The organism is Streptococcus pseudopneumoniae ATCC BAA-960 = CCUG 49455, from assembly GCF_002087075.1.
Taxonomy (GTDB): Bacteria; Bacillota; Bacilli; order Lactobacillales; family Streptococcaceae; genus Streptococcus; species Streptococcus pseudopneumoniae.
Genome location: NZ_MWSM01000007.1, coordinates 54,589 through 80,674, shown reverse-complemented (window position 1 = coordinate 80,674; position 26,086 = coordinate 54,589). Strand labels below are relative to the sequence as shown.

Below are 26,086 nucleotides of genomic sequence, written 5' to 3'. Positions count from 1 at the left end.
GGCATGAAACTTAATGAAGTAAAAGAATTTGTTAAAGAACTTCGTGGTCTTTCTCAAGAAGAACTCGCGAAGCGCGAAAACGAATTGAAAAAAGAATTGTTTGAACTTCGTTTCCAAGCTGCTACTGGTCGATTGGAACAAACAGCTCGCTTGAAAGAAGTTAAAAAACAAATCGCTCGTATCAAAACAGTTCAATCTGAAGCGAAATAATAGACTAGGGAAGGAGAAATTTCAATGGAACGCAATAATCGTAAAGTTCTTGTTGGACGTGTTGTATCTGACAAAATGGACAAGACAATCACAGTTGTAGTTGAAACAAAACGTAACCACCCAGTCTATGGTAAACGTATTAACTACTCTAAAAAATACAAAGCTCATGATGAAAACAATGTTGCCAAAGAAGGCGATATCGTACGTATCATGGAAACTCGTCCGCTTTCAGCTACAAAACGTTTCCGTCTTGTAGAAGTTGTTGAAGAAGCGGTCATCATCTAATCAAACCTGAAAGGAGAAAACTGAAATGATTCAAACAGAAACTCGTTTGAAAGTCGCAGACAACAGCGGTGCTCGCGAAATCTTGACTATCAAAGTTCTTGGTGGTTCAGGACGTAAATTTGCAAACATCGGTGATGTTATCGTGGCATCTGTAAAACAAGCTACTCCTGGTGGTGCGGTTAAAAAAGGTGACGTTGTTAAAGCAGTTATCGTTCGTACTAAATCAGGTGCTCGTCGTGCTGATGGTTCATACATCAAATTTGACGAAAACGCAGCAGTTATCATCCGTGAAGACAAAACTCCTCGCGGAACACGTATCTTTGGCCCAGTTGCACGTGAATTGCGTGAAGGTGGCTTCATGAAGATCGTGTCACTTGCTCCAGAAGTACTTTAATTGGTTGCTCAAAGAAAATTAAAACAAGTCTAGGAAGTAAAACGAAAGCATAACTTAAGTTAGGTGAGTTGAAACTGACGAAGGATTGCTTTGATTTTCGAAGAGCAAAAACAAACAAACTAGTCCCCTAGCTTCAAGCTAGGGTGCCCTTATGGGCGTAAGAAAAATCAAGGAGAAACCTAATGTTTGTAAAAAAAGGCGACAAAGTTCGCGTAATCGCTGGTAAAGATAAGGGAACAGAAGCTGTTGTCCTTACTGCCCTTCCAAAAGTAAACAAAGTTATCGTTGAAGGTGTTAACATCGTTAAGAAACACCAACGTCCAACTAACGAGCTTCCTCAAGGTGGTATCATCGAGAAAGAAGCAGCTATCCATGTATCAAACGTTCAAGTTTTGGACAAAAATGGTGTAGCTGGTCGTGTTGGTTACAAATTTGTAGACGGTAAAAAAGTTCGCTACAACAAAAAATCAGGCGAAGTGCTTGATTAATCACGAAGGAAAGGAGAAGTATAATGGCAAATCGTTTAAAAGAAAAATATCTTAATGAAGTAGTTCCTGCTTTGACAGAACAATTCAACTACTCATCAGTGATGGCTGTGCCTAAAGTAGATAAGATCGTTTTGAACATGGGTGTTGGTGAAGCTGTATCAAACGCTAAAAGCCTTGAAAAAGCTGCTGAAGAATTGGCACTTATCTCAGGTCAAAAACCACTTATCACTAAAGCTAAAAAATCAATCGCCGGCTTCCGTCTTCGTGAAGGTGTTGCGATCGGTGCAAAAGTTACCCTTCGTGGTGAACGGATGTACGAATTCTTGGATAAATTGGTTTCAGTTTCACTTCCACGTGTACGTGACTTCCACGGTGTTCCAACAAAATCATTTGATGGACGCGGAAACTATACACTTGGTGTGAAAGAACAATTGATTTTCCCAGAAATCAACTTCGATGACGTTGACAAAACTCGTGGTCTTGACATTGTTATCGTAACAACTGCTAACACTGACGAAGAGTCACGTGCATTGCTTACAGGCCTTGGAATGCCTTTTGCAAAATAATATAGGAGGTAAATCTAATGGCTAAAAAATCAATGGTAGCTAGAGAGGCTAAACGCCAAAAAATTGTTGACCGTTATGCTGAAAAACGTGCTGCATTAAAGGCAGCAGGGGACTATGAAGGTTTATCTAAATTACCTCGCAACGCCTCACCGACTCGTTTACATAATCGTTGTAGAGTTACGGGGCGCCCACATTCAGTTTACCGCAAATTTGGTCTGAGTCGTATCGCTTTTCGCGAACTTGCGCATAAAGGTCAAATTCCTGGTGTAACAAAAGCATCTTGGTAATTTAAGATATCAAGGGCGTCAAAACTCTAAGTGAAAATAGGAAACTTGACGAAGAAACTGAGGTTTCTAGGAAAGTTTATCTTTTTCACACAGAGTTTAGCCCGGGTTCAGTTGGGCTAGCCAATTTGAACACGAGCTACAGCTTTGGCAAAAAAAGACCAATTTTCTTTGGAGCATCGCTCCTGCATCAAATTGCCTATTTTTGCTCTTGCTGTTACGCTCTTTGTATCATGTATTAACTAGCAAGTGCAACTTGCAAACTACTAGTAAGAGGAGAAAAACAAAATGGTTATGACTGACCCAATCGCAGACTTCCTAACTCGTATTCGTAACGCTAACCAAGCTAAACACGAAGTACTTGAAGTACCTGCATCAAACATCAAAAAAGGGATTGCTGAAATCCTTAAACGCGAAGGTTTTGTAAAAAACGTTGAAATCATCGAAGATGACAAACAAGGCATCATCCGTGTATTTCTTAAATACGGACCAAACGGTGAAAAAGTTATCACTAACTTGAAACGTATTTCTAAACCAGGACTTCGTGTCTACAAAAAACGTGAAGACCTTCCAAAAGTTCTTAACGGACTTGGAATTGCTATCCTTTCAACTTCTGAAGGTTTGCTTACTGATAAAGAAGCACGCCAAAAGAATGTTGGTGGTGAGGTTATCGCTTACGTTTGGTAATATTTAGTTCCCAATTTCTTTGTGACTCTTCGTTATCGTCTCTTGCCTAACACAAAGTTATGCCTGCGAGACGATGCCTAGATTCACTTTGAAATTGAAACCTAAATGTTCCTTTAAATCGAGAAATCGATTTAGCCCCGTGAAAACTGGCCGTTCTGGCCTGACAATTTAACAGGAGAAAATAAACATGTCACGTATTGGTAATAAAGTTATCGTGTTGCCTGCTGGTGTTGAAATCACTAACAATGACAACCTTGTAACTGTAAAAGGACCTAAAGGAGAACTTACTCGTGAGTTCTCAAAAGATATTGAAATCCGTGTGGAAGGTACTGAAGTAACTCTTCACCGTCCAAACGATTCAAAAGAAATGAAAACTATCCACGGAACTACTCGTGCCCTTTTGAACAACATGGTTGTTGGTGTATCAGAAGGATTCAAGAAAGAACTTGAAATGCGCGGGGTTGGTTACCGTGCACAACTTCAAGGATCTAAACTTGTTTTGGCTGTTGGTAAATCTCATCCAGACGAAGTTGAAGCTCCAGAAGGAATTACTTTTGAACTTCCAAACCCAACAACAATCGTTGTTAGCGGAATTTCAAAAGAAGTAGTTGGTCAAACAGCTGCTTACGTACGTAGCCTTCGTTCACCAGAACCATATAAAGGTAAAGGTATCCGTTACGTTGGTGAATTCGTTCGCCGTAAAGAAGGTAAAACAGGTAAATAATGTTGAGTGGTTGATTCTCAACCACCAACCTATTTTCCAACTTTGTGCATAGCACACGATTTAAAACTAAAGAGGTGAAAACTGTGATTTCAAAACCAGATAAAAACAAACTCCGCCAAAAACGCCACCGTCGTGTTCGCGGAAAACTCTCTGGAACTGCTGATCGCCCACGTTTGAACGTATTCCGTTCTAATACAGGCATCTACGCTCAAGTGATTGATGACGTAGCGGGTGTAACGCTCGCAAGTGCTTCAACTCTTGATAAAGAAGTTTCAAAAGGAACTAAAACTGAACAAGCTGTTGCTGTCGGTAAACTCGTTGCAGAACGTGCAAACGCTAAAGGTATTTCAGAAGTGGTGTTCGACCGCGGTGGATATCTATATCACGGACGTGTGAAAGCTTTGGCTGATGCAGCTCGTGAAAACGGATTGAAATTCTAATAGGAGGACACTAGAAAATGGCATTTAAAGACAATGCAGTTGAATTAGAAGAACGCGTAGTTGCTGTCAATCGTGTTACAAAAGTTGTTAAAGGTGGACGTCGTCTTCGTTTCGCAGCTCTTGTTGTTGTTGGTGACCACAACGGTCGCGTAGGATTTGGTACTGGTAAAGCTCAAGAAGTTCCAGAAGCAATCCGTAAAGCAGTAGATGATGCTAAGAAAAACTTGATCGAAGTTCCTATGGTTGGAACAACAATCCCACACGAAGTTCTTTCAGAATTCGGTGGAGCTAAAGTATTGTTGAAACCTGCTGTAGAAGGTTCTGGAGTTGCCGCTGGTGGTGCAGTTCGTGCCGTTGTGGAATTGGCAGGTGTGGCAGATATTACATCTAAATCACTTGGTTCTAACACTCCAATCAACATTGTTCGTGCAACTGTTGAAGGTTTGAAACAATTGAAACGCGCTGAAGAAGTTGCTGCCCTTCGTGGTATTTCAGTTTCTGATTTGGCATAAGAAAGGGGATAAAATGGCTCAAATTAAAATTACTTTGACTAAGTCTCCAATCGGACGCATTCCATCACAACGTAAAACTGTTGTAGCACTTGGACTTGGCAAATTGAACAGCTCTGTTATTAAAGAAGATAACGCTGCTATCCGTGGTATGATCACTGCAGTATCTCACTTGGTAACAGTTGAAGAAGTAAACTAATGAATTTTTAGGGGATGTGCACTATACCATCCCCTAAAACTAGATATAGTCATCTATGATGACGTCGTATAGGCGAGTTGATGGGGGAGACAACCTTTTCTCCCTTATCGGCGCTAGCATTTTACAAAAGAGGAGAAAATAAAAATGAAACTTCATGAATTGAAACCTGCAGAAGGTTCTCGTAAAGTACGTAACCGCGTTGGTCGTGGTACTTCATCAGGTAACGGTAAAACATCTGGTCGTGGTCAAAAAGGTCAAAAAGCTCGTAGCGGTGGCGGAGTTCGCCTTGGTTTTGAAGGTGGACAAACTCCATTGTTCCGTCGTCTTCCAAAACGTGGATTCACTAACATCAACGCTAAAGAATACGCAATTGTGAACCTTGACCAATTGAACGTCTTTGAAGATGGTGCTGAAGTAACTCCAGTTGTTCTTATCGAAGCAGGAATTGTTAAAGCTGAAAAGTCAGGTATTAAAATTCTTGGTAACGGTGAGTTGATTAAGAAATTGACTGTGAAAGCAGCTAAATTCTCTAAATCAGCTGAAGAAGCTATCACTGCTAAAGGTGGTTCAGTAGAAGTCATCTAAGAGAGGTGACCTATGTTTTTTAAATTATTAAGAGAAGCTCTTAAAGTCAAGCAGGTTCGATCAAAAATTTTATTTACAATTTTTATCGTTTTGGTCTTTCGTATCGGAACTAGCATTACAGTTCCTGGTGTGAATGCCAATAGCTTGAATGCTTTAAGTGGATTATCCTTCTTAAACATGTTGAGCTTGGTGTCGGGGAATGCCCTAAAAAACTTTTCGATTTTTGCCCTAGGAGTTAGTCCCTATATTACTGCTTCTATCGTTGTCCAACTCTTACAAATGGATATTTTACCGAAATTTGTAGAGTGGGGAAAACAAGGGGAAGTAGGTCGAAGAAAATTGAACCAAGCTACTCGTTATATTGCCCTTGGTCTAGCCTTTGTGCAATCTATCGGGATTACAGCTGGTTTTAATACCTTGGCTGGAGCTCAATTGATTAAAACTGCTTTAACTCCCCAAGTTTTTCTGACGATTGGTATCATCTTAACAGCTGGTAGTATGATTGTCACTTGGTTGGGAGAGCAAATTACAGATAAGGGATACGGAAATGGTGTTTCTATGATTATCTTTGCCGGGATTGTTGCCTCAATTCCAGAGATGATTCAGGGCATCTATGTGGACTACTTTGTGAACGTCCCAAGTAGCCGGATCACTTCATCTATCATTTTCGTAATCATTTTGATTATTACTGTATTGTTGATCATTTACTTTACAACTTATGTTCAACAAGCAGAATACAAAATTCCAATCCAATATACTAAGGTTGCACAAGGTGCTCCATCTAGCTCTTACCTTCCATTGAAGGTAAACCCTGCTGGAGTTATCCCTGTTATCTTTGCCAGCTCCATTACTGCAGCGCCTGCGGCGATTCTTCAGTTTTTGAGCGCCACAGGTCATGATTGGGCTTGGGTAAGGGTAGCACAAGAGATGTTGGCAACCACTTCTCCAACTGGTATTGCCATGTATGCTTTGTTGATTATTCTCTTTACATTCTTCTATACGTTTGTACAGATTAATCCTGAAAAAGCGGCAGAGAACCTACAAAAGAGCGGTGCCTATATCCATGGAGTTCGTCCTGGTAAAGGTACAGAAGAATATATGTCTAAACTTCTTCGTCGTCTTGCAACGGTTGGTTCCCTCTTCCTTGGTGTGATTTCCATTTTACCGATTGCAGCTAAAGATGTATTTGGTCTTTCTGATGTTGTTGCCTTTGGTGGAACAAGTCTCTTGATCATTATCTCTACAGGTATCGAAGGAATCAAGCAATTGGAGGGTTACCTATTGAAACGTAAGTATGTTGGTTTCATGGACAGAACAGAATAAAAGTATTTACTGAATCAGTAAATGCTGAGGGAGTGGAGGTTTAAACTCTGACATTTGTAAGAGTTGGATCTCCCCTCTTCTATTTTGTTTTTAAATAGGGGTGAAAAGACTTTTTGCTTCTATTTAAAAATAAAATAAGGAGATCAAATCATGAATCTTTTGATTATGGGCTTACCTGGTGCAGGTAAGGGAACTCAAGCAGCAAAAATCGTAGAACAATTCCATGTTGCACATATCTCAACAGGTGATATGTTCCGCGCTGCAATGGCAAATCAAACTGAAATGGGTGTTCTTGCTAAGTCATATATTGACAAGGGTGAATTAGTTCCTGATGAAGTTACAAATGGAATCGTAAAAGAACGTCTTTCACAAGATGATATTAAAGAAACAGGATTCTTGTTGGATGGTTACCCACGTACAATCGAACAAGCTCATGCCTTGGACAAAACATTGGCTGAACTTGGCATTGAACTAGAAGGCGTCATCAACATAGAAGTGAATCCAGATAGCCTCTTGGAACGTTTGAGTGGCCGTATCATCCACCGCGTAACTGGAGAAACTTTCCACAAGGTCTTTAACCCACCAGTTGACTATAAAGAAGAAGATTACTACCAACGTGAAGATGATAAACCTGAGACAGTAAAACGTCGATTGGACGTTAATATTGCTCAAGGAGAACCAATCATTGCTCACTACCGTGCCAAAGGTTTGGTTCATGACATCGAAGGTAATCAAGATATCAATGATGTCTTCTCAGATATCGAAAAAGTATTGACAAATTTGAAATAAAGCGCTTTTCACACTTGCAAAAATCCGCTACAAATGTTATACTGAGATAGTCTGACTTATAATTGTTGTCTCTGTGTCTAGAGGCATCGAATCGAAATTTATGGAGGTGCTTTTGCGTGGCAAAAGACGATGTGATTGAAGTTGAAGGCAAAGTAGTTGATACAATGCCGAATGCAATGTTTACGGTTGAACTTGAAAATGGACATCAGATTTTAGCAACAGTTTCTGGTAAAATTCGTAAAAACTATATTCGTATTTTAGCGGGAGATCGTGTTACTGTCGAAATGAGTCCATATGACTTGACACGTGGGCGTATCACTTACCGCTTTAAATAATCGAAAAACTTGGAGGGATAAGAAATGAAAGTAAGACCATCGGTCAAACCAATTTGCGAATACTGTAAAGTTATTCGTCGTAATGGTCGTGTTATGGTAATTTGCCCAGCAAATCCAAAACACAAACAACGTCAAGGATAAGATAGAAAGGAGAAAACATGGCTCGTATTGCTGGAGTTGACATTCCAAATGACAAACGTGTAGTAATCTCATTGACTTATGTTTATGGTATCGGACTTGCAACATCTAAGAAAATTTTGGCTGCTGCTGGAATCTCAGAAGATGTTCGTGTACGTGATCTTACATCAGATCAAGAAGATGCTATCCGTCGTGAAGTGGATGCAATCAAAGTTGAAGGTGACCTTCGTCGTGAAGTAAACTTGAACATCAAACGTTTGATGGAAATCGGTTCATACCGTGGTATCCGTCACCGTCGTGGACTTCCTGTCCGTGGACAAAACACTAAAAACAACGCTCGCACTCGTAAAGGTAAAGCTGTTGCGATTGCTGGTAAGAAAAAATAATATAGGAGGTAAAAGTCTTGGCTAAACCAACACGTAAACGTCGTGTGAAAAAGAATATCGAATCTGGTATTGCTCATATTCACGCTACATTTAATAACACTATTGTTATGATTACTGATGTGCATGGTAATGCAATTGCTTGGTCATCAGCTGGTGCTCTTGGTTTCAAAGGTTCTCGTAAATCTACACCATTCGCTGCTCAAATGGCTTCTGAAGCTGCTGCTAAATCTGCACAAGAACACGGTCTTAAATCAGTTGAAGTTACTGTGAAAGGTCCAGGTTCTGGTCGTGAGTCAGCTATTCGTGCGCTTGCTGCCGCTGGTCTTGAAGTAACAGCAATTCGTGATGTGACTCCAGTGCCACACAATGGTGCTCGTCCTCCAAAACGTCGCCGTGTATAATCATCGCATTACACTGCTTTTCGTTTAAGAGGGAGTAACTAAATGATCGAGTTTGAAAAACCAAATATAACAAAAATTGATGAAAATAAAGATTATGGCAAGTTTGTAATTGAACCACTTGAACGTGGCTACGGTACAACTCTTGGTAACTCTCTTCGTCGTGTACTTCTAGCTTCTCTACCAGGAGCAGCTGTGACATCTATCAATATTGATGGTGTGTTACATGAGTTTGACACAGTTCCAGGTGTTCGTGAAGACGTGATGCAAATCATTCTGAACATTAAAGGAATTGCAGTGAAATCGTACGTTGAAGACGAAAAAATCATCGAACTAGATGTTGAAGGTCCTGCTGAAGTAACAGCTGGTGACATTTTGACAGATAGCGATATTGAAATTGTAAATCCAGATCATTATCTCTTTACAATCGGTGAAGGTTCTTCCCTAAAAGCGACTATGACTGTTAACAGTGGTCGTGGATATGTACCTGCTGATGAAAATAAAAAGGATAATGCACCAGTTGGAACACTTGCTGTAGATTCTATTTATACACCAGTTACAAAAGTCAACTATCAAGTGGAACCTGCTCGTGTAGGTAGCAATGATGGATTTGACAAATTAACCCTTGAAATCTTGACAAATGGAACAATTATTCCAGAAGATGCTTTAGGGCTTTCAGCACGTATTTTGACAGAACATCTTGATTTGTTTACAAATCTTACTGAGATTGCTAAGTCAACTGAAGTGATGAAAGAAGCTGATACTGAATCTGACGATCGTATTTTGGATCGTACGATTGAGGAACTGGATTTGTCTGTGCGTTCATACAACTGTTTGAAACGTGCCGGTATCAATACTGTGCATGATTTGACAGAAAAATCTGAAGCAGAGATGATGAAAGTACGAAATCTTGGACGCAAGAGTTTGGAAGAAGTGAAACTCAAACTCATTGATTTGGGTCTTGGATTAAAAGATAAATAAAGGAGGAATACATGGCTTACCGTAAACTAGGACGCACTAGCTCACAACGTAAAGCAATGCTTCGTGATTTGACAACTGACCTTTTGATCAACGAATCAATCGTGACAACTGAAGCTCGTGCTAAAGAAATCCGTAAAACTGTTGAAAAAATGATTACTCTAGGTAAACGTGGTGATTTGCATGCACGTCGTCAAGCAGCTGCTTTCGTACGTAATGAAATCGCATCTGAAAACTATGATGAAGCAACTGATAAGTACACTTCTACTACAGCACTTCAAAAATTGTTCTCAGAAATCGCACCTCGTTATGCTGAACGTAACGGTGGATACACTCGTATCCTTAAAACTGAACCCCGTCGTGGTGATGCAGCGCCAATGGCGATCATCGAATTAGTATAAAATCATCAATTTTGTTGAGTGTTATGATGATGGAGTCTTGTACTCTTAGTCTAGCTCTGGTCTACCGCTAGGATTTCGGTCCTAGCGGGAACACTCATCATAAGTTGGGATAGTAGACGCTTGTTTACGAAATTGTTTTTTTCTTAAGAACAACTTCGTAAGCAGGCGTTTTTGAGTATTTTAGTTGGAATTATGCTATACTATTTGAAAAGAATTCTGTTTAATGTTCAGGTTTCTAATTTTAAGAAGAATTGGAGTTTGCTTATGAAAGCGATTATAACTGTTGTTGGTAAAGATAAATCTGGAATTGTTGCAGGTGTTTCTGGTAAAATTGCAGAATTGGGTTTGAATATTGATGATATCTCTCAAACTGTCTTGGATGAATATTTCACGATGATGGCTGTCGTCTCTAGCGATGAAAAGCAAGATTTCACCTATCTTCGTAATGAATTTGAAGCTTTTGGGCAAACTTTGAATGTGAAAATCAATATTCAGAGTGCAGCGATTTTCGAAGCTATGTATAATATCTAGGAGGTTATCATGGATATTAGACAAGTTACTGAAACCATCGCCATGATTGAGGAGCAAAACTTCGATATCAGAACTATTACCATGGGGATTTCTCTTTTGGACTGTATCGATCCGGATATCAATCGTGCTGCGGAGAAAATTTATCAAAAGATTAGGACCAAGGCGGCTAAATTAGTGGCTGTTGGCGATGAAATTGCAGCTGAGTTGGGAATTCCAATCGTTAATAAGCGTGTATCGGTGACTCCTATCTCTTTGATTGGGGCTGCGACAGATGCGACGGACTACGTGGTTCTGGCAAAAGCGCTTGATAAGGCTGCGAAAGAAATCGGTGTGGACTTTATTGGTGGTTTCTCTGCCTTGGTACAAAAGGGGTACCAAAAGGGAGATGAGATTCTCATCAATTCTATTCCTCGTGCTTTGGCTGAAACGGACAAGGTCTGCTCGTCAGTCAATATCGGCTCAACCAAGTCTGGTATCAATATGACGGCTGTCGCAGATATGGGACGAGTTATCAAGGAAACGGCAACTCTATCTGATATGGGAGCAGCCAAGTTGGTTGTATTCGCTAATGCTGTTGAGGACAATCCATTTATGGCGGGTGCCTTCCATGGTGTTGGGGAAGCAGATGTTATCATCAATGTCGGAGTTTCTGGTCCTGGTGTGGTGAAGCGTGCTCTGGAAAAAGTTCGTGGACAGAGCTTTGATGTAGTAGCCGAAACAGTCAAGAAAACTGCCTTTAAAATCACTCGTATCGGTCAATTGGTTGGTCAAATGGCCAGTGAGAGACTGGGTGTGGAGTTTGGTATTGTGGACTTGAGTTTGGCGCCAACTCCTGCGGTTGGAGATTCTGTTGCACGTGTCCTTGAAGAAATGGGGCTAGAAACAGTTGGTACGCATGGGACGACGGCTGCCTTGGCTCTCTTGAATGACCAAGTTAAGAAGGGCGGAGTTATGGCCTGTAACCAAGTCGGTGGTTTGTCTGGTGCTTTTATCCCTGTTTCAGAGGATGAAGGAATGATTGCTGCAGTGCAAAATGGCTCTCTTAATCTGGAAAAACTAGAAGCCATGACGGCTATCTGTTCTGTTGGTTTGGATATGATTGCCATTCCGGAGGATACACCTGCTGAAACCATTGCGGCCATGATTGCAGATGAAGCGGCAATTGGTGTCATTAACATGAAAACAACAGCTGTTCGTATCATTCCAAAAGGAAAAGAAGGCGACATGATTGAGTTTGGTGGCCTATTAGGAACTGCACCTGTTATGAAGATCAATGGGGCTTCGTCTGTTGATTTCATCTCTCGTGGGGGACAAATCCCAGCACCAATTCATAGCTTTAAAAATTAAGAAAATAGGAGAAAATGATGAAAAAAGAAATGAAACATGCTTTAGTAGCTTTAGGACTGTCGACTTTACTAGTCCCAACTTTTACCAGTCAAGTAGTTTTTGCGCAGGAAAATGATACGAATTCCAGAAATGAAAGTTTTTATAAGACAAATTTGGATGTTGAAAAAGCTGCTAGAGACCATTCAGAAGAAATTAAGAGTAAGTTATTAAAAGAAATTGATAATATAGATTGGACTATACTTCGTTTTCAAGATAGTGATATTTTAAAACTAAAAAATGCTATAGTTGAAAAAATGAATGAGATAACAGAGAAAAATATGAGTAATATTTCAAAAAAAGATTATTATTTGAACTATCTATATTTGCAAGATTTAGAAAAAGTCATTATGATTATGGATAGTGAGAAGCCTAACTTTTTAGGATATGTTTTTGATATGGCTAGAATAAAAAAATTTGACTTACTACTTCAGCAAGTAGAAAAAGATAGTAATTTATACTCATCTGTTGAGAAGGAAAAACTAATTAGCGATTTAAAAAGTTTTTACGGACCATTAACAGTCTGGTCGATACCTCGGGACCGTAATTATTTTGGTGATTACGATCCAGAAAATAATACTAATTTAACATTAAAAGATTATGTTCAAAATTTATCAACTTTTTATAAAAATGTTGATAAATCGAGTCCTAGTTTAATTCCTACGCAAAAAAACATTGAAAAGTTGAATGATGTAGCTTTTATTCAAAGAGAAGATATAAGAAGTGATGCTGGTCTTTCAGGTGCAGACAAGCTTAAATTATTCAAAGAAATAGCTCAGATAGTTAAAGAAGCGGAATACAAAATTAATAAAGAAGCAGGTCTAATATATAAGGAAGAACCTGAAATAAGACATATGCTATCCCCTGAAGAGTTATCTGTATTTACTAAGCGTATTGAAGATGTTTACCAAGGAAAAGCTAAACCTAAGGTGACAAAAGAAGAAGCTATTCAAGCAGTTTCTATTGGGACTTCATCCTCAGTTTCAACTTCATCTCAATCTACGGTTACATCTAATGAAGAGACTAAGAAAGATCATCAAGCAAGTAAGTGGTTTAAAGAGTCTGGTAAATGGTACTACAATGACCTTTCTGGTAATCTTGTAAGAAGCCGTTGGGTAGGCCGTTATTATCTAAAAGCAGATGCTTCAATGGCTGCTAGTGAATGGATTTATGATGAAGATTATAAGAGCTGGTTTTATGTAGATTCAACTGGTAGTTATGTGGAGAAAGCTTGGCAGGGAGAATACTACCTAAAACGTGGCGGTTACATGGCTAAGAGTGAGTGGGTATTTGATTCTCAGTATGATAGTTGGTATTATCTGAACCAAGATGGTAAGTACGCTCGTAATCAATGGATTAAAGACGGAGATAAGTGGTATTACTTGTTAGCTGATGGGAAATTGGCAAAAAATATGACCATTAACGGCTATAAAGTAAATGAAAAAGGTGAATGGGTATAATTTTTTAAGCTCTATTTAAGGTTAGCTGTGTATACTATAATCATTAAATAAAGACCTCCTAATATTATTTGAAACAGATAATACTGATTTAGTTTGAATTTGATTTTCATCTAATATCTTTATTTAATAGAACTCCTAAACTTTTTCATAATAATCTCCTGCAAAAGTCACCTGTCTGGGTGGCTTTTGTTTTATCATCCATGATATAATAGAAGCAAACGGAGGACGGAAAATGGTAAAAGTACGATTGTATTTGGTACGTCATGGCAAGACCATGTTTAACACGATTGGTCGCGCGCAAGGTTGGAGTGATACTCCCTTAACAGCTGAAGGTGAGCTAGGAATTCAAGAATTAGGAATCGGTTTGCGAGAATCTGGTCTACAGTTTGAGCGCGCTTATTCCAGTGATTCTGGTCGCACCATTCAGACTATGGGAATTATACTTGAGGAGCTTGGACTGCAAGGGAAAATCCCTTATCGCATGGACAAGCGTATCAGAGAATGGTGTTTTGGTAGCTTTGATGGAGCCTACGATGGCGATCTTTTCATGGGCATTATTCCTCGTATCTTTAATGTGGACCACGTTCACCAATTATCTTATGCGGAACTGGCTGAGGGCTTGGTAGAGGTTGATACAGCTGGTTGGGCTGAAGGATGGGAAAAACTCAGTGGTCGAATCAAGGAAGGTTTTGAAGCGATTGCCAAAGAAATGGAAGAACAAGGCGGGGGCAACGCCCTTGTCGTCAGCCATGGAATGACCATTGGAACCATTGTTTATCTGATCAATGGTATGCATCCGCATGGCCTCGATAATGGTAGCGTGACGATCCTTGAATATGAGAACGGCCAGTTTAGCGTAGAGGTTGTTGGTGACTGTAGTTACCGAGAGCTAGGATGGGAGAAGATGGAAGCGACCTCTATTTAATACTCTTCGAAAATCTCTTCAAACCGCGTCAACGTAGTCTTGTCGTAGATATGGTTACTGACTNNAGCAGTGCTTTGAGCAACCTGCGGCTAGTTTCCTAGTTTGCTCTTTGATTTTCATTGAGTATAATCAGTCTAGACTTGCTTGCTATGAACTAGGGATTTGATAGGAATATCAAGATAAGAAAAAACAGCCGAGGGTAATCCTTTCGGCTGTTTTTGATGGGGGAAACTAAAGTGTAATGCTGTTGCTTTTAGAGATTTTCATAAACAAGAGCAAGGAACCTACTGTTAGAATAGTCAAGATAGTTGACAAGGCTGCGGCTACACCGTAATTCCCTCTGAGAACCTCTGTATAAATGGCTACAGTCATTGTTCTTGTTTTGACATTGTAGAGGAGGATAGAAGTAGAGAGTTCTGAAATCATTGTGACCCAAGATAAGATGGCTCCAGAAATAATACCAGATAGCATCATTGGAGTTGTAATCTTGGCAAAGGTATTGAGACGACTACTTCCTAAGCTTTCCGCGGCTTCTTCAATACTTGGTGCTATTTGTTGCAAACTAGCAACAGATGAGCGAATAGTATAAGGTAATCTTCTGACAGATAGGGACATAATCAAGATGAAAGCAGTTCCTGTAATCATAAGAAATCCACTTCCAAATAGGCCAGTATTGAAGGAAGAAATGAAGGCAATCCCTAGAACGGTTCCTGGTACAATATAAGGGACCATACTGAGGCTGTCAATTAAGTTTGTAAATAAATTCCGTTTTCTAACGGCTAGGTAGGAGATAAATGTTGCAAATAGGACAACTAGAACTAAGGCAATCAAAGGGATACGAATAGTATTGAAAATAGCAGATCCCATACGATTGAAAGCTACCTTGTAACTGTTTAGAGAATAGCCTTTGACAAATACCATACCTGATGTTTTTAGGAAAGAAGTATAAATCAAGTAGACTTGAGGTAGAACAGAGAACAAGATAATTCCGTAGACTGTTGCATAAATGGCAACCATTTTTCCTTTTGTGGTTTTTTTAGGCTCAATTGGATGGAGCGAATTCATACTGAAACTGTAGCGGTTTGAAATGTATTTTTGGATAAGGAAGATTGCCAAGGCAATGATAATCGCCATAATTGCTAAAGCAGATGCAAAAGCCGAATTTCCTCCAACCTCGCTAATAAATTGAGTATAAATCAAGACGGGGAAAGTCCGATATCCTTCACCAATCAACATAGGCGTTCCAAAGTCTGAGAATGCTCTCATAAATACAAGTAGGGCAGCAGCTAGTAAGGTTGGAACTAGGAGAGGCAAAACAACCGTTACGATACGCTTAAATCCGAAGGAACCCATGCTTTCAGCAGCTTCAAGTAGAGAATTGTCAATACTTTTCATTGTCCCAGCAACGTATAGAAATACCAGTGGGAATAGTTGCAGTGTAAAGACAAGTACAATTCCTTTGAATCCATAAATATCGATAGCTGGAAGATGAAGGGTATTTGTCAGGAATTTAGTAATGACCCCATTTCGTCCCAGCAAGAGAATCCAGGAGTAGGCTCCCACGAAAGGAGCTGACATGGAAGCAATGATAATCAATATTTGTAGAAATTTCTTTCCCTTGAAGTCATACATAGAGAAGAGATAAGCTAATAGGGTTCCTACAACTAAGGAAGTGACAGTAGCGGTAATGGAAACCTTGAAACTGTTGACGAGTGTCTCAGAGTAGTAGGCTTTACTAAAGAAAGTGACAAAATTAGCTAGTGAGAATTGTCCTTCATGTATGAGTGCTTGCTTGAGCACGGTAACGATAGGATAAACGAGAAAGACAAGATAAGTAAGAAAGATGAAGAAAGAGGAGGCTGTCCAAATATTTAGTTTTTTACGTTCCATGGTTGACTCCTTTTATCAGGTTTTGTGAACCATCTGCAGAAAAGACGTTTAATTTTTGAGTATTGATTCGTAGACGAATACGATCGCCTTTTTGTAGATCTTCTTCAAAAGTTGATTCTTCGCTAACTTGAATTTTTGAGGCAAATCCTGTTTCGATGAAGTATTCAGTATTCAGTCCAAGATAGACGCTATCGCTAATAGTGCCTTCAATATCTCCAGATTCATCTTTTATAAACTCTTCAGGACGAATACTTACATGAATAGCTTGTGCTTCAGCCTGATCAAGGGCTGGCATTCGAAGAGCATAGCCATCTGAAAAGACGATATAAGCGCCGTCGCTCCGTTTTTCAAGATTGGCAGGGATGATATTTGTGCGTCCGATAAAGGTTGCTACAAACTCATTAGCTGGTTTATGATAGAGTTCTTTTGGCCGACCGATTTGTTGGATGACTCCGTCTTTCATAACAGCAATTTGATCTGAAATAGCCATGGCTTCTTCTTGGTCGTGGGTTACATAGACGGTTGTAATTCCCACTTCGTGTTGGATTTCTCGAATGGCTTGACGCATATCCAAGCGAAGTTTGGCATCTAGGTTACTAAGTGGCTCGTCCATGAGGAGAACACTTGGATTAACAGCTAAGGCGCGTGCCAAGGCGACACGTTGTTGTTGTCCACCACTGAGTTTATCGGGCTTCCGATCCGCATATTGAGCAATTTGCATGAGTTCAAGATACTTGTTGGTCTGTTGAATCAATTCTTCTTTTGGAACCTTCTTTTGCTTGAGACCAAAAGCGACATTATCTCGGACAGTCAAATGTGGGAAAATAGCGTAGTTTTGGAAAACCATCCCGATATTGCGTTTGCTGGGTTCCATATTATTGATTTTTGTATCATCGAAGTAAAATTCTCCACCTTCGATACTGTTGAAACCTGCAATCATACGAAGAAGGGTCGTTTTCCCACACCCTGAAGGCCCAAGAAGGGTAAAGAGACTTCCTTTTGGAATTGTAATGTTCAAATTCTCAATAACAGGGACATCGTGGTAGATTTTTTTGGCGTTAATAATTCTGATCTCACTCATAGTGAACCTCTTTTACTGTTTAGATTGGATATCTGTAAAGACTTCGTTGTATTTCTTAACGATATCTGATTTATTTTTGATGACATAATCATAATCTTCAGTGAGTGTTTTGATTTTGTCAATTGGTTTCATGTTTTCGCTTGTTTTGGCATTTTTACGAACAGGACGGTTAGTAGTGGTTGTACCAAGTGTATCTTGTACTTCTTGAGAGATAATAAAATCGATAAATTTCTTGGCATTTTCCATATTTTTCGCTTTTTTAACGATAGCAGCACTAGCAGGTAGGAAGACGGTTCCTTCTTTTGGATAGACTACCTTGATATTAGCTCCGTCATTTAAGAGTTTAACTGCTGGATCTTCATAAGAGAGACCAACAGCCATTTCTCCGTCAGCGACTGCTTTATAGACACCAGATGAGCTTGAACCGATTTTCCCATCAATAAGTGTGAAGAGATCTTTTACATAAGACCAAGCCTTATCGTCTTTGTAACCACCTTGAGCTTGTAGCATATTTGTTAATTGAGCAAAGGCGCTAGAAGAGTTTGCTGGGTCAGCAGTTGCAATTTTTCCTTTTAGTTCAGGTTTGAGAAGGTCGCTATATCCTTCGATGTTCATGCCTTTCGTTAAATCAGGATTGACGATTAAAACACTACCATCTAGTGTATAAGGAGTAGAGTAGCCAGTTGTGTTTTGATATTCTTTGATAACATTATCATTTTCTTTTGAAGTATAGTTTTCAAAGAGTTCTCCGTGGGTAGCATATTGTGTATAAGAACCACCAAAGATGACATCAGCTACAGGAGCTTCTTTTTCTGACTCCAGTTTTTTGAAAAGTTCTCCAGTACCAGCTTGAATCAGTTCTACTTTGATACCATATTTTTCTTCAAAGGCAGGAATAGTTGCTCCGATTAAGCCCTCTGAGTTTGGTGAATAAACGACTAGCGAACCGCCGTCTCCTTTATCAGATGAACCGCCATCGGCAGATTCATTAGAAGAACAAGCAGCAAGACCAAAAAGGGCTAGTCCGCAAGCAGCATAATACATCCATTTCTTTTTCATGATGGATACCTCCGTTGTGTTATTTAAGTTTATTTTAAAACAATATAAGCGTTTTTAAAACCGACAATTCTATTCTATTAGAGTAAAATTCTCTACAAAAAGAAGAATAGCTTATTTTACTATTCTTCCGAGTGATTTCAATTCCTTTGGGGAAATATGGAGATACTTTTTAAATACTTTGGCAAAATATTTATAGTCTGAAAATCCAACTTGATCAGAGATGTCGCTTAGAGGGGAGTTGGGAGATTCAGCCATCTTATCTATAGCTTGTTTCAGACGATATTGTAAGATATATTCATTTAGAGTCATGGGGAAGTCTTCTTTGATAACTTTATATAGATAGCTTTCGCTATAGTTTAAAGCTTCAGCAATAGTCGCAATCGTAAAATGCTCTGCATAATGCTTGTGGACAAAGGAAATAATTTGTTGAATGATTTGGTTTTGTGTATCAACCTGTTGGATAGAGGTGAGTAAAGTTTGATATTCTTCTAAAAAAGGAGTTTCTTGATAGGTACTACCTTGTAATCGCAAAACAATGTTTTGAAGACATTCTGTCAATTCCTTGGTATCAATTGGCTTGGATAAGAAATCAACTGCTCCGTATTGCATGGCTTTTTTGGCATTTTGAAAATCGTTATAACCTGATAAGATAACTTTTTCATAGGAAAGGGTACGAGTGGCTTCGAACATCATAAAAGCATCCATAATTGGCATGGTGATGTCTGTTAAGACAATATGAGGTTCTTTTTCTTGGATGAGTTTCATTCCCTCTTGACCGTGACTGGCAGTTCCTACGACTTGGATACCTACGGCAGAGTAGTCTACGGCAATCTCTAGCCATTTTCGGATGAGGTGTTCGTCTTCTACGATAATGAGCTTAAACATGAGTTAGTCCTTTCGTTATAAATTTGACCCAAGTTTCTCCTTGGCGATTGACTCCTAAATCTAGCTGGACATCAGAAAAGAAATTGCTCAATCGTTTGTAGCTGTTCACGATGCCATGCTGGGTATGAGGGCTTTCTAAAGAGTCTAAAATAGCGAGTCGCTCTTGTTTTGTGAGCCCTCCGGCATTATCCTTGATTAAAAAAGTCAGAGAATCTGCTTCCAAGGTAATTTGGATATCAATATGAAGATCAATACGGTATTGCATCCCATATTTTATAGCATTTTCTACTAGAGGAAGTAAGAAAAGTTTAGGGATAGGCTGATTATCGACAGTTTCTGGACAGACAATATCATAAGAAAAGTGCTCAAAACGAATCTTATGAATCATAAGGTAATCCTCTATAATCTTTAAATCCTGACAAATGGTTGTTTCTTTTTCTAAATCCGTGATACTGTAGCGAAGAATGCGCGTGAGATTTTGAATTAGGTCTTGTGTGAGGGCGGCATCCATTAAAGAAGTGATTTTAATCGTCTCAAGTGTATTGTAGAGAAAATGAGGATTGAACTGAGCTTCCAGCATTTTTCTTTCAAAAATCCATTTTTCTTTTTCTATGGTCAACATTTTTTGATGAAGTTGATCTAATTCGTACAACATATTGTTGATTTTTTCTGCCATAAACTCAAACTCATCACCTGTTTGTAGAGAAAGCCTTTTTTCTGCTTGTTTAGGAATTTCTTGAAGTTGGTAAACCAAACTTTCAATAGGAACAGCATTGTGTGTGGCAATCTTATGAGCAATTCGTCTTGCTTGCCAGAAGTAGAGGAAGAATATACACAAGGTGAGAATGGAGGCTAGACCAAGTAAGCTAGGAATGGGAAAGAAGGATTGAAAAGTATAGATTGAAAAAATAGCACCGACTTTTTCTTTTTGAACAATAAGCGGTTCATTCGCATACCAGTGGGTGCGAGAGTGTAGGAGTTTTTCATCCAATTTTTCAAGAGTGGAGCGAGTAAACTGATTTGTATTGTTGGAAAACATATTTCCAAAGCTATCGGTAATGATGTATTTGGAATTGATCATTGGGAAGCTTGAGATGAAATCATTCTCATTTACGAAAGCAATAGTATAGGCCTTAACTCGTTGGTTTTGAAGTAGTGGTTTGATAAAGAGTGTGTAATGTTGCTTATCTGAAGAGAGTGCAATTTTTTCTGTCACTTTTTCTTGAGAAGGATTTTGAATGAGCAGTTTTAGATAGTAGGGTGATAAAATACTTTCTTGATGATTTCGATTGGTACTAAATAGTAATTCACCTGTATCGTTTAGAATAATGAGGTCAGAACTAAGCTTCAATCTAGCTTTTGTCTCGTAAAATAAGCTAAAGACTTCTCTCTCTGTGTGTTTGCCGTCCAAAAATTCAGGAATCATTTTATGGTTCATAGTAGTCAGGAGCTCATTATTTGCTTCTTTCATTTCTTGAACCTGTTTGACAATCTGTCTCGTATCTTTGGAGAGTTGCTGCTTTTGTAAAAAATAGGAAAAACCAAAAAGTAAAATGAGTAGTAAAAGAGAGGTCACAAAGGCTGCGATAGAGCTTCTATGGAGAATTTCTTTTTGGAGCGATTTTTTAAAGGAATGAGACATCTGCTACCTCCTTGGAAGGGTTTTCTGTTATAAGTATAGCAGTTTAAAAATTTTAGAGCAAGGTAAAATAGAAAAGTATAGAATAGAACGAGACCAAATTCCCTCAAAAATGGTATAATAGTAACATCACAAAATTGGAGAGAGACCATGAGTTTTTACAATCATAAAGAAATTGAGCCTAAGTGGCAGGGCTACTGGGCAGAACATCATACATTTAAGACAGGAACAGATGCATCAAAACCTAAGTTTTATGCTCTTGATATGTTCCCTTATCCGTCTGGAGCTGGTCTGCACGTAGGACACCCAGAAGGTTATACTGCAACCGATATCCTCAGTCGTTACAAACGTGCGCAAGGCTACAATGTTCTTCACCCAATGGGTTGGGATGCTTTTGGTTTGCCTGCAGAGCAATACGCTATGGATACTGGTAATGACCCAGCAGAATTTACGGCGGAGAACATTGCCAACTTCAAACGCCAAATCAATGCGCTTGGATTTTCTTATGACTGGGATCGTGAAGTCAACACAACAGATCCAAACTACTACAAGTGGACGCAATGGATTTTCACCAAGCTTTACGAAAAAGGCTTGGCCTATGAAGCGGAAGTGCCAGTAAACTGGGTTGAGGAATTGGGAACAGCCATCGCCAACGAAGAGGTCCTTCCTGATGGAACGTCTGAGCGTGGAGGCTATCCAGTTGTCCGCAAGCCAATGCGCCAATGGATGCTCAAAATCACGGCTTACGCAGAGCGCTTGCTCAATGACTTAGATGAACTAGATTGGCCAGAGTCTATCAAGGACATGCAACGCAACTGGATCGGGAAATCAACTGGTGCTAATGTAACCTTCAAGGTTAAGGGAACTGATAAGGAATTCACAGTCTTTACCACTCGTCCTGATACTCTTTTCGGTGCGACTTTCACTGTTTTGGCTCCTGAGCATGAATTAGTAGACGCTATCGTAAGTTCAGAGCAAGCAGAAGCAGTTGCAGACTACAAACACCAAGCTAGCCTCAAATCTGACTTGGCTCGTACAGACCTTGCCAAGGAAAAAACTGGGGTCTGGACAGGTGCTTATGCCATCAACCCTGTCAATGGCAAGGAAATTCCAATCTGGATTGCGGACTATGTTCTTGCTAGTTATGGAACAGGTGCGGTTATGGCTGTGCCTGCCCACGACCAACGTGACTGGGAATTTGCCAAACAATTTGACCTTCCAATCGTCGAAGTACTTGAAGGTGGAAACGTTGAAGAAGCTGCCTACACAGAAGATGGCCTTCATGTTAATTCAGACTTCCTAGATGGATTGAACAAAGAAGACGCAATTGCCAAGATTGTGGCTTGGTTGGAAGAAAAAGGCTGTGGACAAGAGAAGGTTACCTACCGTCTCCGTGACTGGCTCTTTAGCCGTCAACGTTACTGGGGTGAACCAATTCCAATCATTCATTGGGAAGATGGAACTTCAACAGCTGTTCCTGAAAGTGAATTGCCACTTGTCTTGCCTGTAACCAAGGATATCCGTCCTTCAGGTACTGGTGAAAGTCCACTAGCTAACTTGACAGACTGGCTTGAAGTGACTCGTGAAGATGGTGTTAAAGGTCGTCGTGAAACCAACACCATGCCACAATGGGCAGGTTCAAGCTGGTACTACCTCCGCTATATCGATCCACACAACACTGAGAAATTGGCTGATGAGGGCCTTCTCAAACAATGGTTGCCAGTAGATATCTACGTGGGTGGTGCAGAGCATGCTGTACTTCACTTGCTTTATGCTCGTTTCTGGCACAAATTCCTCTATGACCTCGGTGTGGTTCCAACAAAAGAGCCATTCCAAAAACTCTTTAACCAAGGAATGATTTTGGGAACAAGCTACCGTGACCACCGTGGGGCTCTTGTGGCAACCGATAAGGTTGAAAAACGTGACGGTTCTTTCTTCCATGTGGAAACAGGAGAAGAGTTGGAGCAAGCACCAGCCAAGATGTCTAAATCTCTTAAGAACGTTGTCAACCCAGACGATGTGGTGGAACAATACGGTGCCGATACCCTTCGTGTTTATGAAATGTTCATGGGCCCACTTGATGCTTCAATCGCTTGGTCAGAAGAAGGTCTGGAAGGAAGTCGTAAATTCCTTGACCGTGTTTACCGTTTGATTACAAGTAAGGAAATTATTGCGGAAAACAATGGTGCTCTTGACAAGGTTTATAACGAAACCGTTAAAGCTGTCACAGAACAAATTGAGTCCCTCAAATTCAACACAGCCATTGCCCAACTTATGGTCTTTGTCAACGCGGCTAACAAGGAAGAAAAACTTTATGTAGACTACGCCAAAGGCTTTATCCAATTGATTGCACCGTTTGCTCCTCACTTGGCAGAAGAACTCTGGCAAACTGTTGCAGCAACAGGTGAGTCAATCTCTTACGTGGCTTGGCCAACATGGGACGAAAGCAAATTGGTTGAAGACGAAATCGAAATCGTCGTCCAAATCAAAGGAAAAGTCCGTGCCAAACTCATGGTCGCTAAAGACCTATCACGCGAAGAATTGCAAGAAATTGCTCTAGCGGATGAAAAAGTCAAAGCAGAAATTGACGGTAAGGAAATCGTGAAAGTAATTGCGGTACCGAATAAATTGGTTAACATTGTTGTGAAATAAAAAGAAGTAACTCTAGAGTATGAACTTTAGAATAGGTCAGAATGAATAGATTAGTGAACGATAGCAGGAAGTGTGAAATTTTATTATTTAAGATTTCTATTATTGTAGTGTCAGTTATAGTATTAGTAATGTCAATAGTGGGTGCATATTATTTTAAAAATTGTCTTTGGGACAAGGAAAGTTTAAATTTGACACTCACTTTAGACACTCTCTTTGCAGTTTTTATTACTTTCTTTAGTTTTTCAAATGATAAATCAAGCAATATTTTTGGAATATCTCCAAATGAAATTATAAGGACACAGTCTGAAGTGTATCAATTTTTATTTACAAAATCTTTTGCAACTCTATTAATAGTGACAAATTTGTTATCCATTATTCATTATTTTGGAGCCAAAAATTTAATAGTTTCTTTTAATGAAACTTATCCTCGTATTCAATCCAGTGTTGGTATCATGTGGCTACCACTGTTTGGTATTCTGATAATCTATTTTATTTGGCTCTTAATAGAGGGATTAAAATATATCAGAAAAATAAATTATATTATTCAAAATAGGGAAATAATCTATTTTTATTCGCAGGTAAAAGTTGTAGATAAACTTACTGATTCTGAATCGAAAAAATACGGTGAATATATTGATTTGTACGAATCGTGTCGTCAGAACAATTTAAGTGTTCTACTTAACTTTCTTCAAAATTCGGATGATAAACGAGGAGTTATTGCTAGTAACTCAGTGAGAATTATGTTTGAATCTTTGGATAAAGCAGACCAAATTGCGGCCCTGAATATTTGTAGAAACTATGTAGCACGAGAAAATGTTTTAAATAAAGAAGATGCAGAAAAATTGTTAAATGAAATTGATAAAAAACTTGAAATTAGCAGATAGGACAATTCAAATAGAGTTGAGTAAAAAGTTTGAAAAGTGAAACAAGGAGAAAGCTATGCCAGTAAATGAATATGGTCAGATGATTGGTGAGTCAATGGAAGGTTATACACCCGGTGCACTGCCTTCTATTGATTTCTTAGAAGGGCGTTATGCTAGGATAGAGGCTCTCTCGGTAGAAAAACATGCGGAGGATTTGCTAGCTGTTTATGGCCCGGATACTCCTCGGGAGATGTGGACCTATCTTTTTCAGGAGCCAGTAGCAGATATGGGGGAGCTGGTTAGCCTTTTAAATCAGATGTTGGCTCGTAAGGACCGTTTTTACTATGCAATCATAGACAAGGCGACTGGTAAGGCTTTGGGAACTTTTTCTCTCATGCGCATTGACCAGAATAACCGAGTAATAGAAGTCGGAGCAGTCACTTTTTCTCCAGAGCTAAGGGGTACACGGATAGGAACTGAGGCTCAGTATCTCCTAGCTCGCTATATTTTTGAGGAGCTAAACTATCGTCGCTATGAGTGGAAATGCGATGCTCTTAACCTGCCATCCAGACGAGTTGCGGAGCGTTTGGGATTTGTCTATGAAGGAACCTTCCGCCAGGCGGTGGTTTATAAGGGACGGACGAGGGATACGGATTGGTTGTCTATGATTGATAAGGACTGGCCTCAAGTCAAAGATCGTTTGGAAACATGGCTGCGTCCTGAAAATTTTGATAAAAATGGACAGCAGTACAAGAGCTTGAGAGAACTTTAAGAGGTGTTGAGATGATTACTATTAAAAAGCAAGAAATTGTCAAGCTAGAGGATGTTTTGCATCTCTATCAGGCTGTCGGTTGGACAAATTATACCCATCAACCAGAGATGCTGGAGCAGGCCTTATCGCATTCATTAGTAATTTATCTGGCACTTGATGGTGATGCTGTGGTGGGCTTGATTCGTTTGGTTGGAGATGGATTCTCATCAGTTTTTGTACAGGATTTGATTGTTTTACCAATCTATCAGCGTCAAGGGATTGGTAGTGCCCTAATGAAAGAGGCCTTAAAAGATTACAAAGATGCTTATCAAGTCCAGCTGGTGACAGAAGAGACAGAAAAAAACGTGGGATTTTATCGTTCTATGGGCTTTGAAATCTTATCCACCTATAATTGTATAGGGATGACTTGGGCGAATCGAGAAAAATAACAAAACTTGTTTTTTCTTAAGCAAAGTTTAAGGATGGTCTAGTATTATATAGTCATTAAATAAAGACCTCCTAACTTTATTTAATGAAATCCTAAAACTTTTTTTCATCATAATCTCCTAATGAAGTCACCTAATCAGGTGGCTTTTTGTGAGGTGATAGTGATAGTGATTTTCTGCAAAATGGTAGAATCTGAGAAAAGTTAAGCTAGTTTTAAGCTTCGTCTTGTATCATATAGTTATTAAATAAAGACCTCCTAACTTTATTTAATAAAATCCTAAACTTTTCTTTTTCATAATAATCTCCCTTAACTCCACCCGATTAGGTGGAGTTTTTTGGCTCTATTTCAGGCTTTTGGGGACTATTCTAAAAATCATTTTTCGATATTTTTCGGTATTTTT

33 protein-coding genes are annotated in these 26,086 nt (G+C 39.4%); 28 read left to right on the top strand and 5 right to left on the bottom strand.

The genetic code is table 11. The features are described from left to right. Positions 1-3 precede the first annotated feature (3 nt). The 24 genes from rpmC (at position 4) to B4W83_RS01170 (ending at position 14,418) form a co-directional block, all read left to right on the top strand. On the top strand, positions 4-210 hold the full coding sequence (gene rpmC / locus B4W83_RS01285) for a 50S ribosomal protein L29 (protein WP_000772919.1): 207 nt from the start codon (positions 4-6) through the stop codon (positions 208-210). Between the two features lie 24 nt (positions 211-234). Then, positions 235-495 (top strand): 30S ribosomal protein S17, encoded by a 261-nt coding sequence (gene rpsQ / locus B4W83_RS01280; RefSeq protein ID WP_000440801.1) that lies wholly within the window; start codon positions 235-237, stop codon positions 493-495. Positions 496-520: 25 nt separating this feature from the next. Further along, positions 521-889: a 50S ribosomal protein L14 gene (gene rplN, locus B4W83_RS01275; protein WP_000616545.1), complete on the top strand. Its 369-nt coding sequence runs from the start codon at positions 521-523 to the stop codon at positions 887-889. Between the two features lie 182 nt (positions 890-1,071). Continuing rightward, positions 1,072-1,377, top strand: coding sequence for a 50S ribosomal protein L24 (rplX, locus tag B4W83_RS01270; RefSeq protein WP_000497691.1), 306 nt, complete (start codon positions 1,072-1,074; stop codon positions 1,375-1,377). A 23-nt stretch (positions 1,378-1,400) separates the two neighbouring features. Beyond that, positions 1,401-1,943, top strand: coding sequence for a 50S ribosomal protein L5 (gene rplE, locus B4W83_RS01265; protein ID WP_000013542.1), 543 nt, complete (start codon positions 1,401-1,403; stop codon positions 1,941-1,943). 17 nt (positions 1,944-1,960) lie between these two features. Then, positions 1,961-2,230: a 30S ribosomal protein S14 gene (gene rpsN, locus B4W83_RS01260; protein WP_001085703.1), complete on the top strand. Its 270-nt coding sequence runs from the start codon at positions 1,961-1,963 to the stop codon at positions 2,228-2,230. A gap of 285 nt (positions 2,231-2,515) precedes the next feature. Further along, positions 2,516-2,914 carry a 30S ribosomal protein S8 gene (gene rpsH / locus B4W83_RS01255; protein WP_000245503.1) on the top strand — a complete coding sequence of 133 codons (399 nt, stop codon included), beginning with the start codon at positions 2,516-2,518 and terminating at the stop codon, positions 2,912-2,914. A 187-nt stretch (positions 2,915-3,101) separates the two neighbouring features. Then, positions 3,102-3,638: a 50S ribosomal protein L6 gene (rplF, locus tag B4W83_RS01250; RefSeq protein WP_000086622.1), complete on the top strand. Its 537-nt coding sequence runs from the start codon at positions 3,102-3,104 to the stop codon at positions 3,636-3,638. An 83-nt stretch (positions 3,639-3,721) separates the two neighbouring features. Next, on the top strand, positions 3,722-4,078 hold the full coding sequence (gene rplR / locus B4W83_RS01245) for a 50S ribosomal protein L18 (protein ID WP_000624044.1): 357 nt from the start codon (positions 3,722-3,724) through the stop codon (positions 4,076-4,078). Positions 4,079-4,095: 17 nt separating this feature from the next. Then, entirely contained in the window at positions 4,096-4,590 is a 495-nt protein-coding gene (gene rpsE, locus B4W83_RS01240; protein ID WP_000874202.1) for a 30S ribosomal protein S5, read from the top strand. A gap of 13 nt (positions 4,591-4,603) precedes the next feature. Further along, positions 4,604-4,786 (top strand): 50S ribosomal protein L30, encoded by a 183-nt coding sequence (rpmD, locus tag B4W83_RS01235; protein WP_000057241.1) that lies wholly within the window; start codon positions 4,604-4,606, stop codon positions 4,784-4,786. Positions 4,787-4,930: 144 nt separating this feature from the next. Next, the gene (gene rplO, locus B4W83_RS01230; RefSeq protein ID WP_000766086.1) at positions 4,931-5,371 is read left to right on the top strand and encodes a 50S ribosomal protein L15; all 441 of its coding nucleotides are present in this window, start codon (positions 4,931-4,933) and stop codon (positions 5,369-5,371) included. Between the two features lie 12 nt (positions 5,372-5,383). Further along, the gene (gene secY / locus B4W83_RS01225) at positions 5,384-6,694 is read left to right on the top strand and encodes a preprotein translocase subunit SecY (protein ID WP_000465393.1); all 1,311 of its coding nucleotides are present in this window, start codon (positions 5,384-5,386) and stop codon (positions 6,692-6,694) included. A 150-nt stretch (positions 6,695-6,844) separates the two neighbouring features. After that, positions 6,845-7,483: an adenylate kinase gene (locus tag B4W83_RS01220; protein WP_001050436.1), complete on the top strand. Its 639-nt coding sequence runs from the start codon at positions 6,845-6,847 to the stop codon at positions 7,481-7,483. A 116-nt stretch (positions 7,484-7,599) separates the two neighbouring features. Continuing rightward, positions 7,600-7,818 carry a translation initiation factor IF-1 gene (gene infA, locus B4W83_RS01215; protein WP_001029883.1) on the top strand — a complete coding sequence of 73 codons (219 nt, stop codon included), beginning with the start codon at positions 7,600-7,602 and terminating at the stop codon, positions 7,816-7,818. 24 nt (positions 7,819-7,842) lie between these two features. Continuing rightward, on the top strand, positions 7,843-7,959 hold the full coding sequence (rpmJ, locus tag B4W83_RS01210; RefSeq protein WP_001808836.1) for a 50S ribosomal protein L36: 117 nt from the start codon (positions 7,843-7,845) through the stop codon (positions 7,957-7,959). Positions 7,960-7,976: 17 nt separating this feature from the next. Then, on the top strand, positions 7,977-8,342 hold the full coding sequence (gene rpsM, locus B4W83_RS01205; protein WP_000090781.1) for a 30S ribosomal protein S13: 366 nt from the start codon (positions 7,977-7,979) through the stop codon (positions 8,340-8,342). 17 nt (positions 8,343-8,359) lie between these two features. Continuing rightward, positions 8,360-8,743, top strand: coding sequence for a 30S ribosomal protein S11 (gene rpsK, locus B4W83_RS01200; RefSeq protein WP_001118385.1), 384 nt, complete (start codon positions 8,360-8,362; stop codon positions 8,741-8,743). A gap of 42 nt (positions 8,744-8,785) precedes the next feature. Beyond that, positions 8,786-9,721, top strand: coding sequence for a DNA-directed RNA polymerase subunit alpha (locus B4W83_RS01195; protein WP_000568988.1), 936 nt, complete (start codon positions 8,786-8,788; stop codon positions 9,719-9,721). A gap of 11 nt (positions 9,722-9,732) precedes the next feature. Beyond that, on the top strand, positions 9,733-10,119 hold the full coding sequence (gene rplQ, locus B4W83_RS01190) for a 50S ribosomal protein L17 (protein WP_000331493.1): 387 nt from the start codon (positions 9,733-9,735) through the stop codon (positions 10,117-10,119). Between the two features lie 264 nt (positions 10,120-10,383). Then, positions 10,384-10,650 (top strand): ACT domain-containing protein, encoded by a 267-nt coding sequence (locus B4W83_RS01185; protein WP_000644124.1) that lies wholly within the window; start codon positions 10,384-10,386, stop codon positions 10,648-10,650. Between the two features lie 9 nt (positions 10,651-10,659). Continuing rightward, the gene (locus B4W83_RS01180) at positions 10,660-11,997 is read left to right on the top strand and encodes a PFL family protein (RefSeq protein ID WP_000354887.1); all 1,338 of its coding nucleotides are present in this window, start codon (positions 10,660-10,662) and stop codon (positions 11,995-11,997) included. A gap of 17 nt (positions 11,998-12,014) precedes the next feature. Further along, entirely contained in the window at positions 12,015-13,493 is a 1,479-nt protein-coding gene (locus B4W83_RS01175) for an N-acetylmuramoyl-L-alanine amidase family protein (RefSeq protein WP_000711932.1), read from the top strand. 232 nt (positions 13,494-13,725) lie between these two features. Beyond that, complete coding sequence (locus B4W83_RS01170) at positions 13,726-14,418, top strand: histidine phosphatase family protein (protein ID WP_000241534.1); 693 nt, start codon at positions 13,726-13,728, stop codon at positions 14,416-14,418. 231 nt (positions 14,419-14,649) lie between these two features. Here B4W83_RS01170 and B4W83_RS01160 read toward each other — a convergent pair whose 3' ends face one another. The 5 genes from B4W83_RS01160 to B4W83_RS01140 all read right to left on the bottom strand — a co-directional run bounded on the left by B4W83_RS01160 (position 14,650) and on the right by B4W83_RS01140 (position 20,975). Beyond that, positions 14,650-16,308: an ABC transporter permease gene (locus B4W83_RS01160; RefSeq protein WP_000440015.1), complete on the bottom strand. Its 1,659-nt coding sequence runs from the start codon at positions 16,306-16,308 to the stop codon at positions 14,650-14,652. Continuing rightward, complete coding sequence (locus B4W83_RS01155; RefSeq protein ID WP_001290047.1) at positions 16,298-17,389, bottom strand: ABC transporter ATP-binding protein; 1,092 nt, start codon at positions 17,387-17,389, stop codon at positions 16,298-16,300. Before B4W83_RS01155 ends, B4W83_RS01160 begins: the two co-directional genes overlap by 11 nt. A 12-nt stretch (positions 17,390-17,401) precedes the next feature. After that, complete coding sequence (locus B4W83_RS01150; RefSeq protein WP_000731166.1) at positions 17,402-18,448, bottom strand: ABC transporter substrate-binding protein; 1,047 nt, start codon at positions 18,446-18,448, stop codon at positions 17,402-17,404. 111 nt (positions 18,449-18,559) lie between these two features. Beyond that, positions 18,560-19,333, bottom strand: coding sequence for a response regulator transcription factor (locus B4W83_RS01145; protein WP_000475415.1), 774 nt, complete (start codon positions 19,331-19,333; stop codon positions 18,560-18,562). Continuing rightward, the gene (locus B4W83_RS01140; protein WP_000019712.1) at positions 19,326-20,975 is read right to left on the bottom strand and encodes a sensor histidine kinase; all 1,650 of its coding nucleotides are present in this window, start codon (positions 20,973-20,975) and stop codon (positions 19,326-19,328) included. The genes B4W83_RS01145 and B4W83_RS01140 overlap by 8 nt, the downstream gene beginning before the upstream one ends. A 147-nt stretch (positions 20,976-21,122) precedes the next feature. Between B4W83_RS01140 and leuS the strand changes: the two genes are divergently transcribed. The 4 genes from leuS to B4W83_RS01120 are packed head-to-tail and all read left to right on the top strand — an operon-like array spanning position 21,123 to position 25,687. Beyond that, complete coding sequence (gene leuS, locus B4W83_RS01135; protein ID WP_000011746.1) at positions 21,123-23,624, top strand: leucine--tRNA ligase; 2,502 nt, start codon at positions 21,123-21,125, stop codon at positions 23,622-23,624. Between the two features lie 41 nt (positions 23,625-23,665). Then, positions 23,666-24,508: a hypothetical protein gene (locus tag B4W83_RS01130; protein ID WP_001081167.1), complete on the top strand. Its 843-nt coding sequence runs from the start codon at positions 23,666-23,668 to the stop codon at positions 24,506-24,508. A 55-nt stretch (positions 24,509-24,563) separates the two neighbouring features. Next, a complete protein-coding gene (locus tag B4W83_RS01125; protein ID WP_001144903.1) occupies positions 24,564-25,259 on the top strand; it encodes a GNAT family N-acetyltransferase in 696 nt (231 codons plus the stop codon). An 11-nt stretch (positions 25,260-25,270) separates the two neighbouring features. Next, positions 25,271-25,687 carry a GNAT family N-acetyltransferase gene (locus tag B4W83_RS01120; protein WP_000628388.1) on the top strand — a complete coding sequence of 139 codons (417 nt, stop codon included), beginning with the start codon at positions 25,271-25,273 and terminating at the stop codon, positions 25,685-25,687. Positions 25,688-26,086 lie beyond the last annotated feature (399 nt).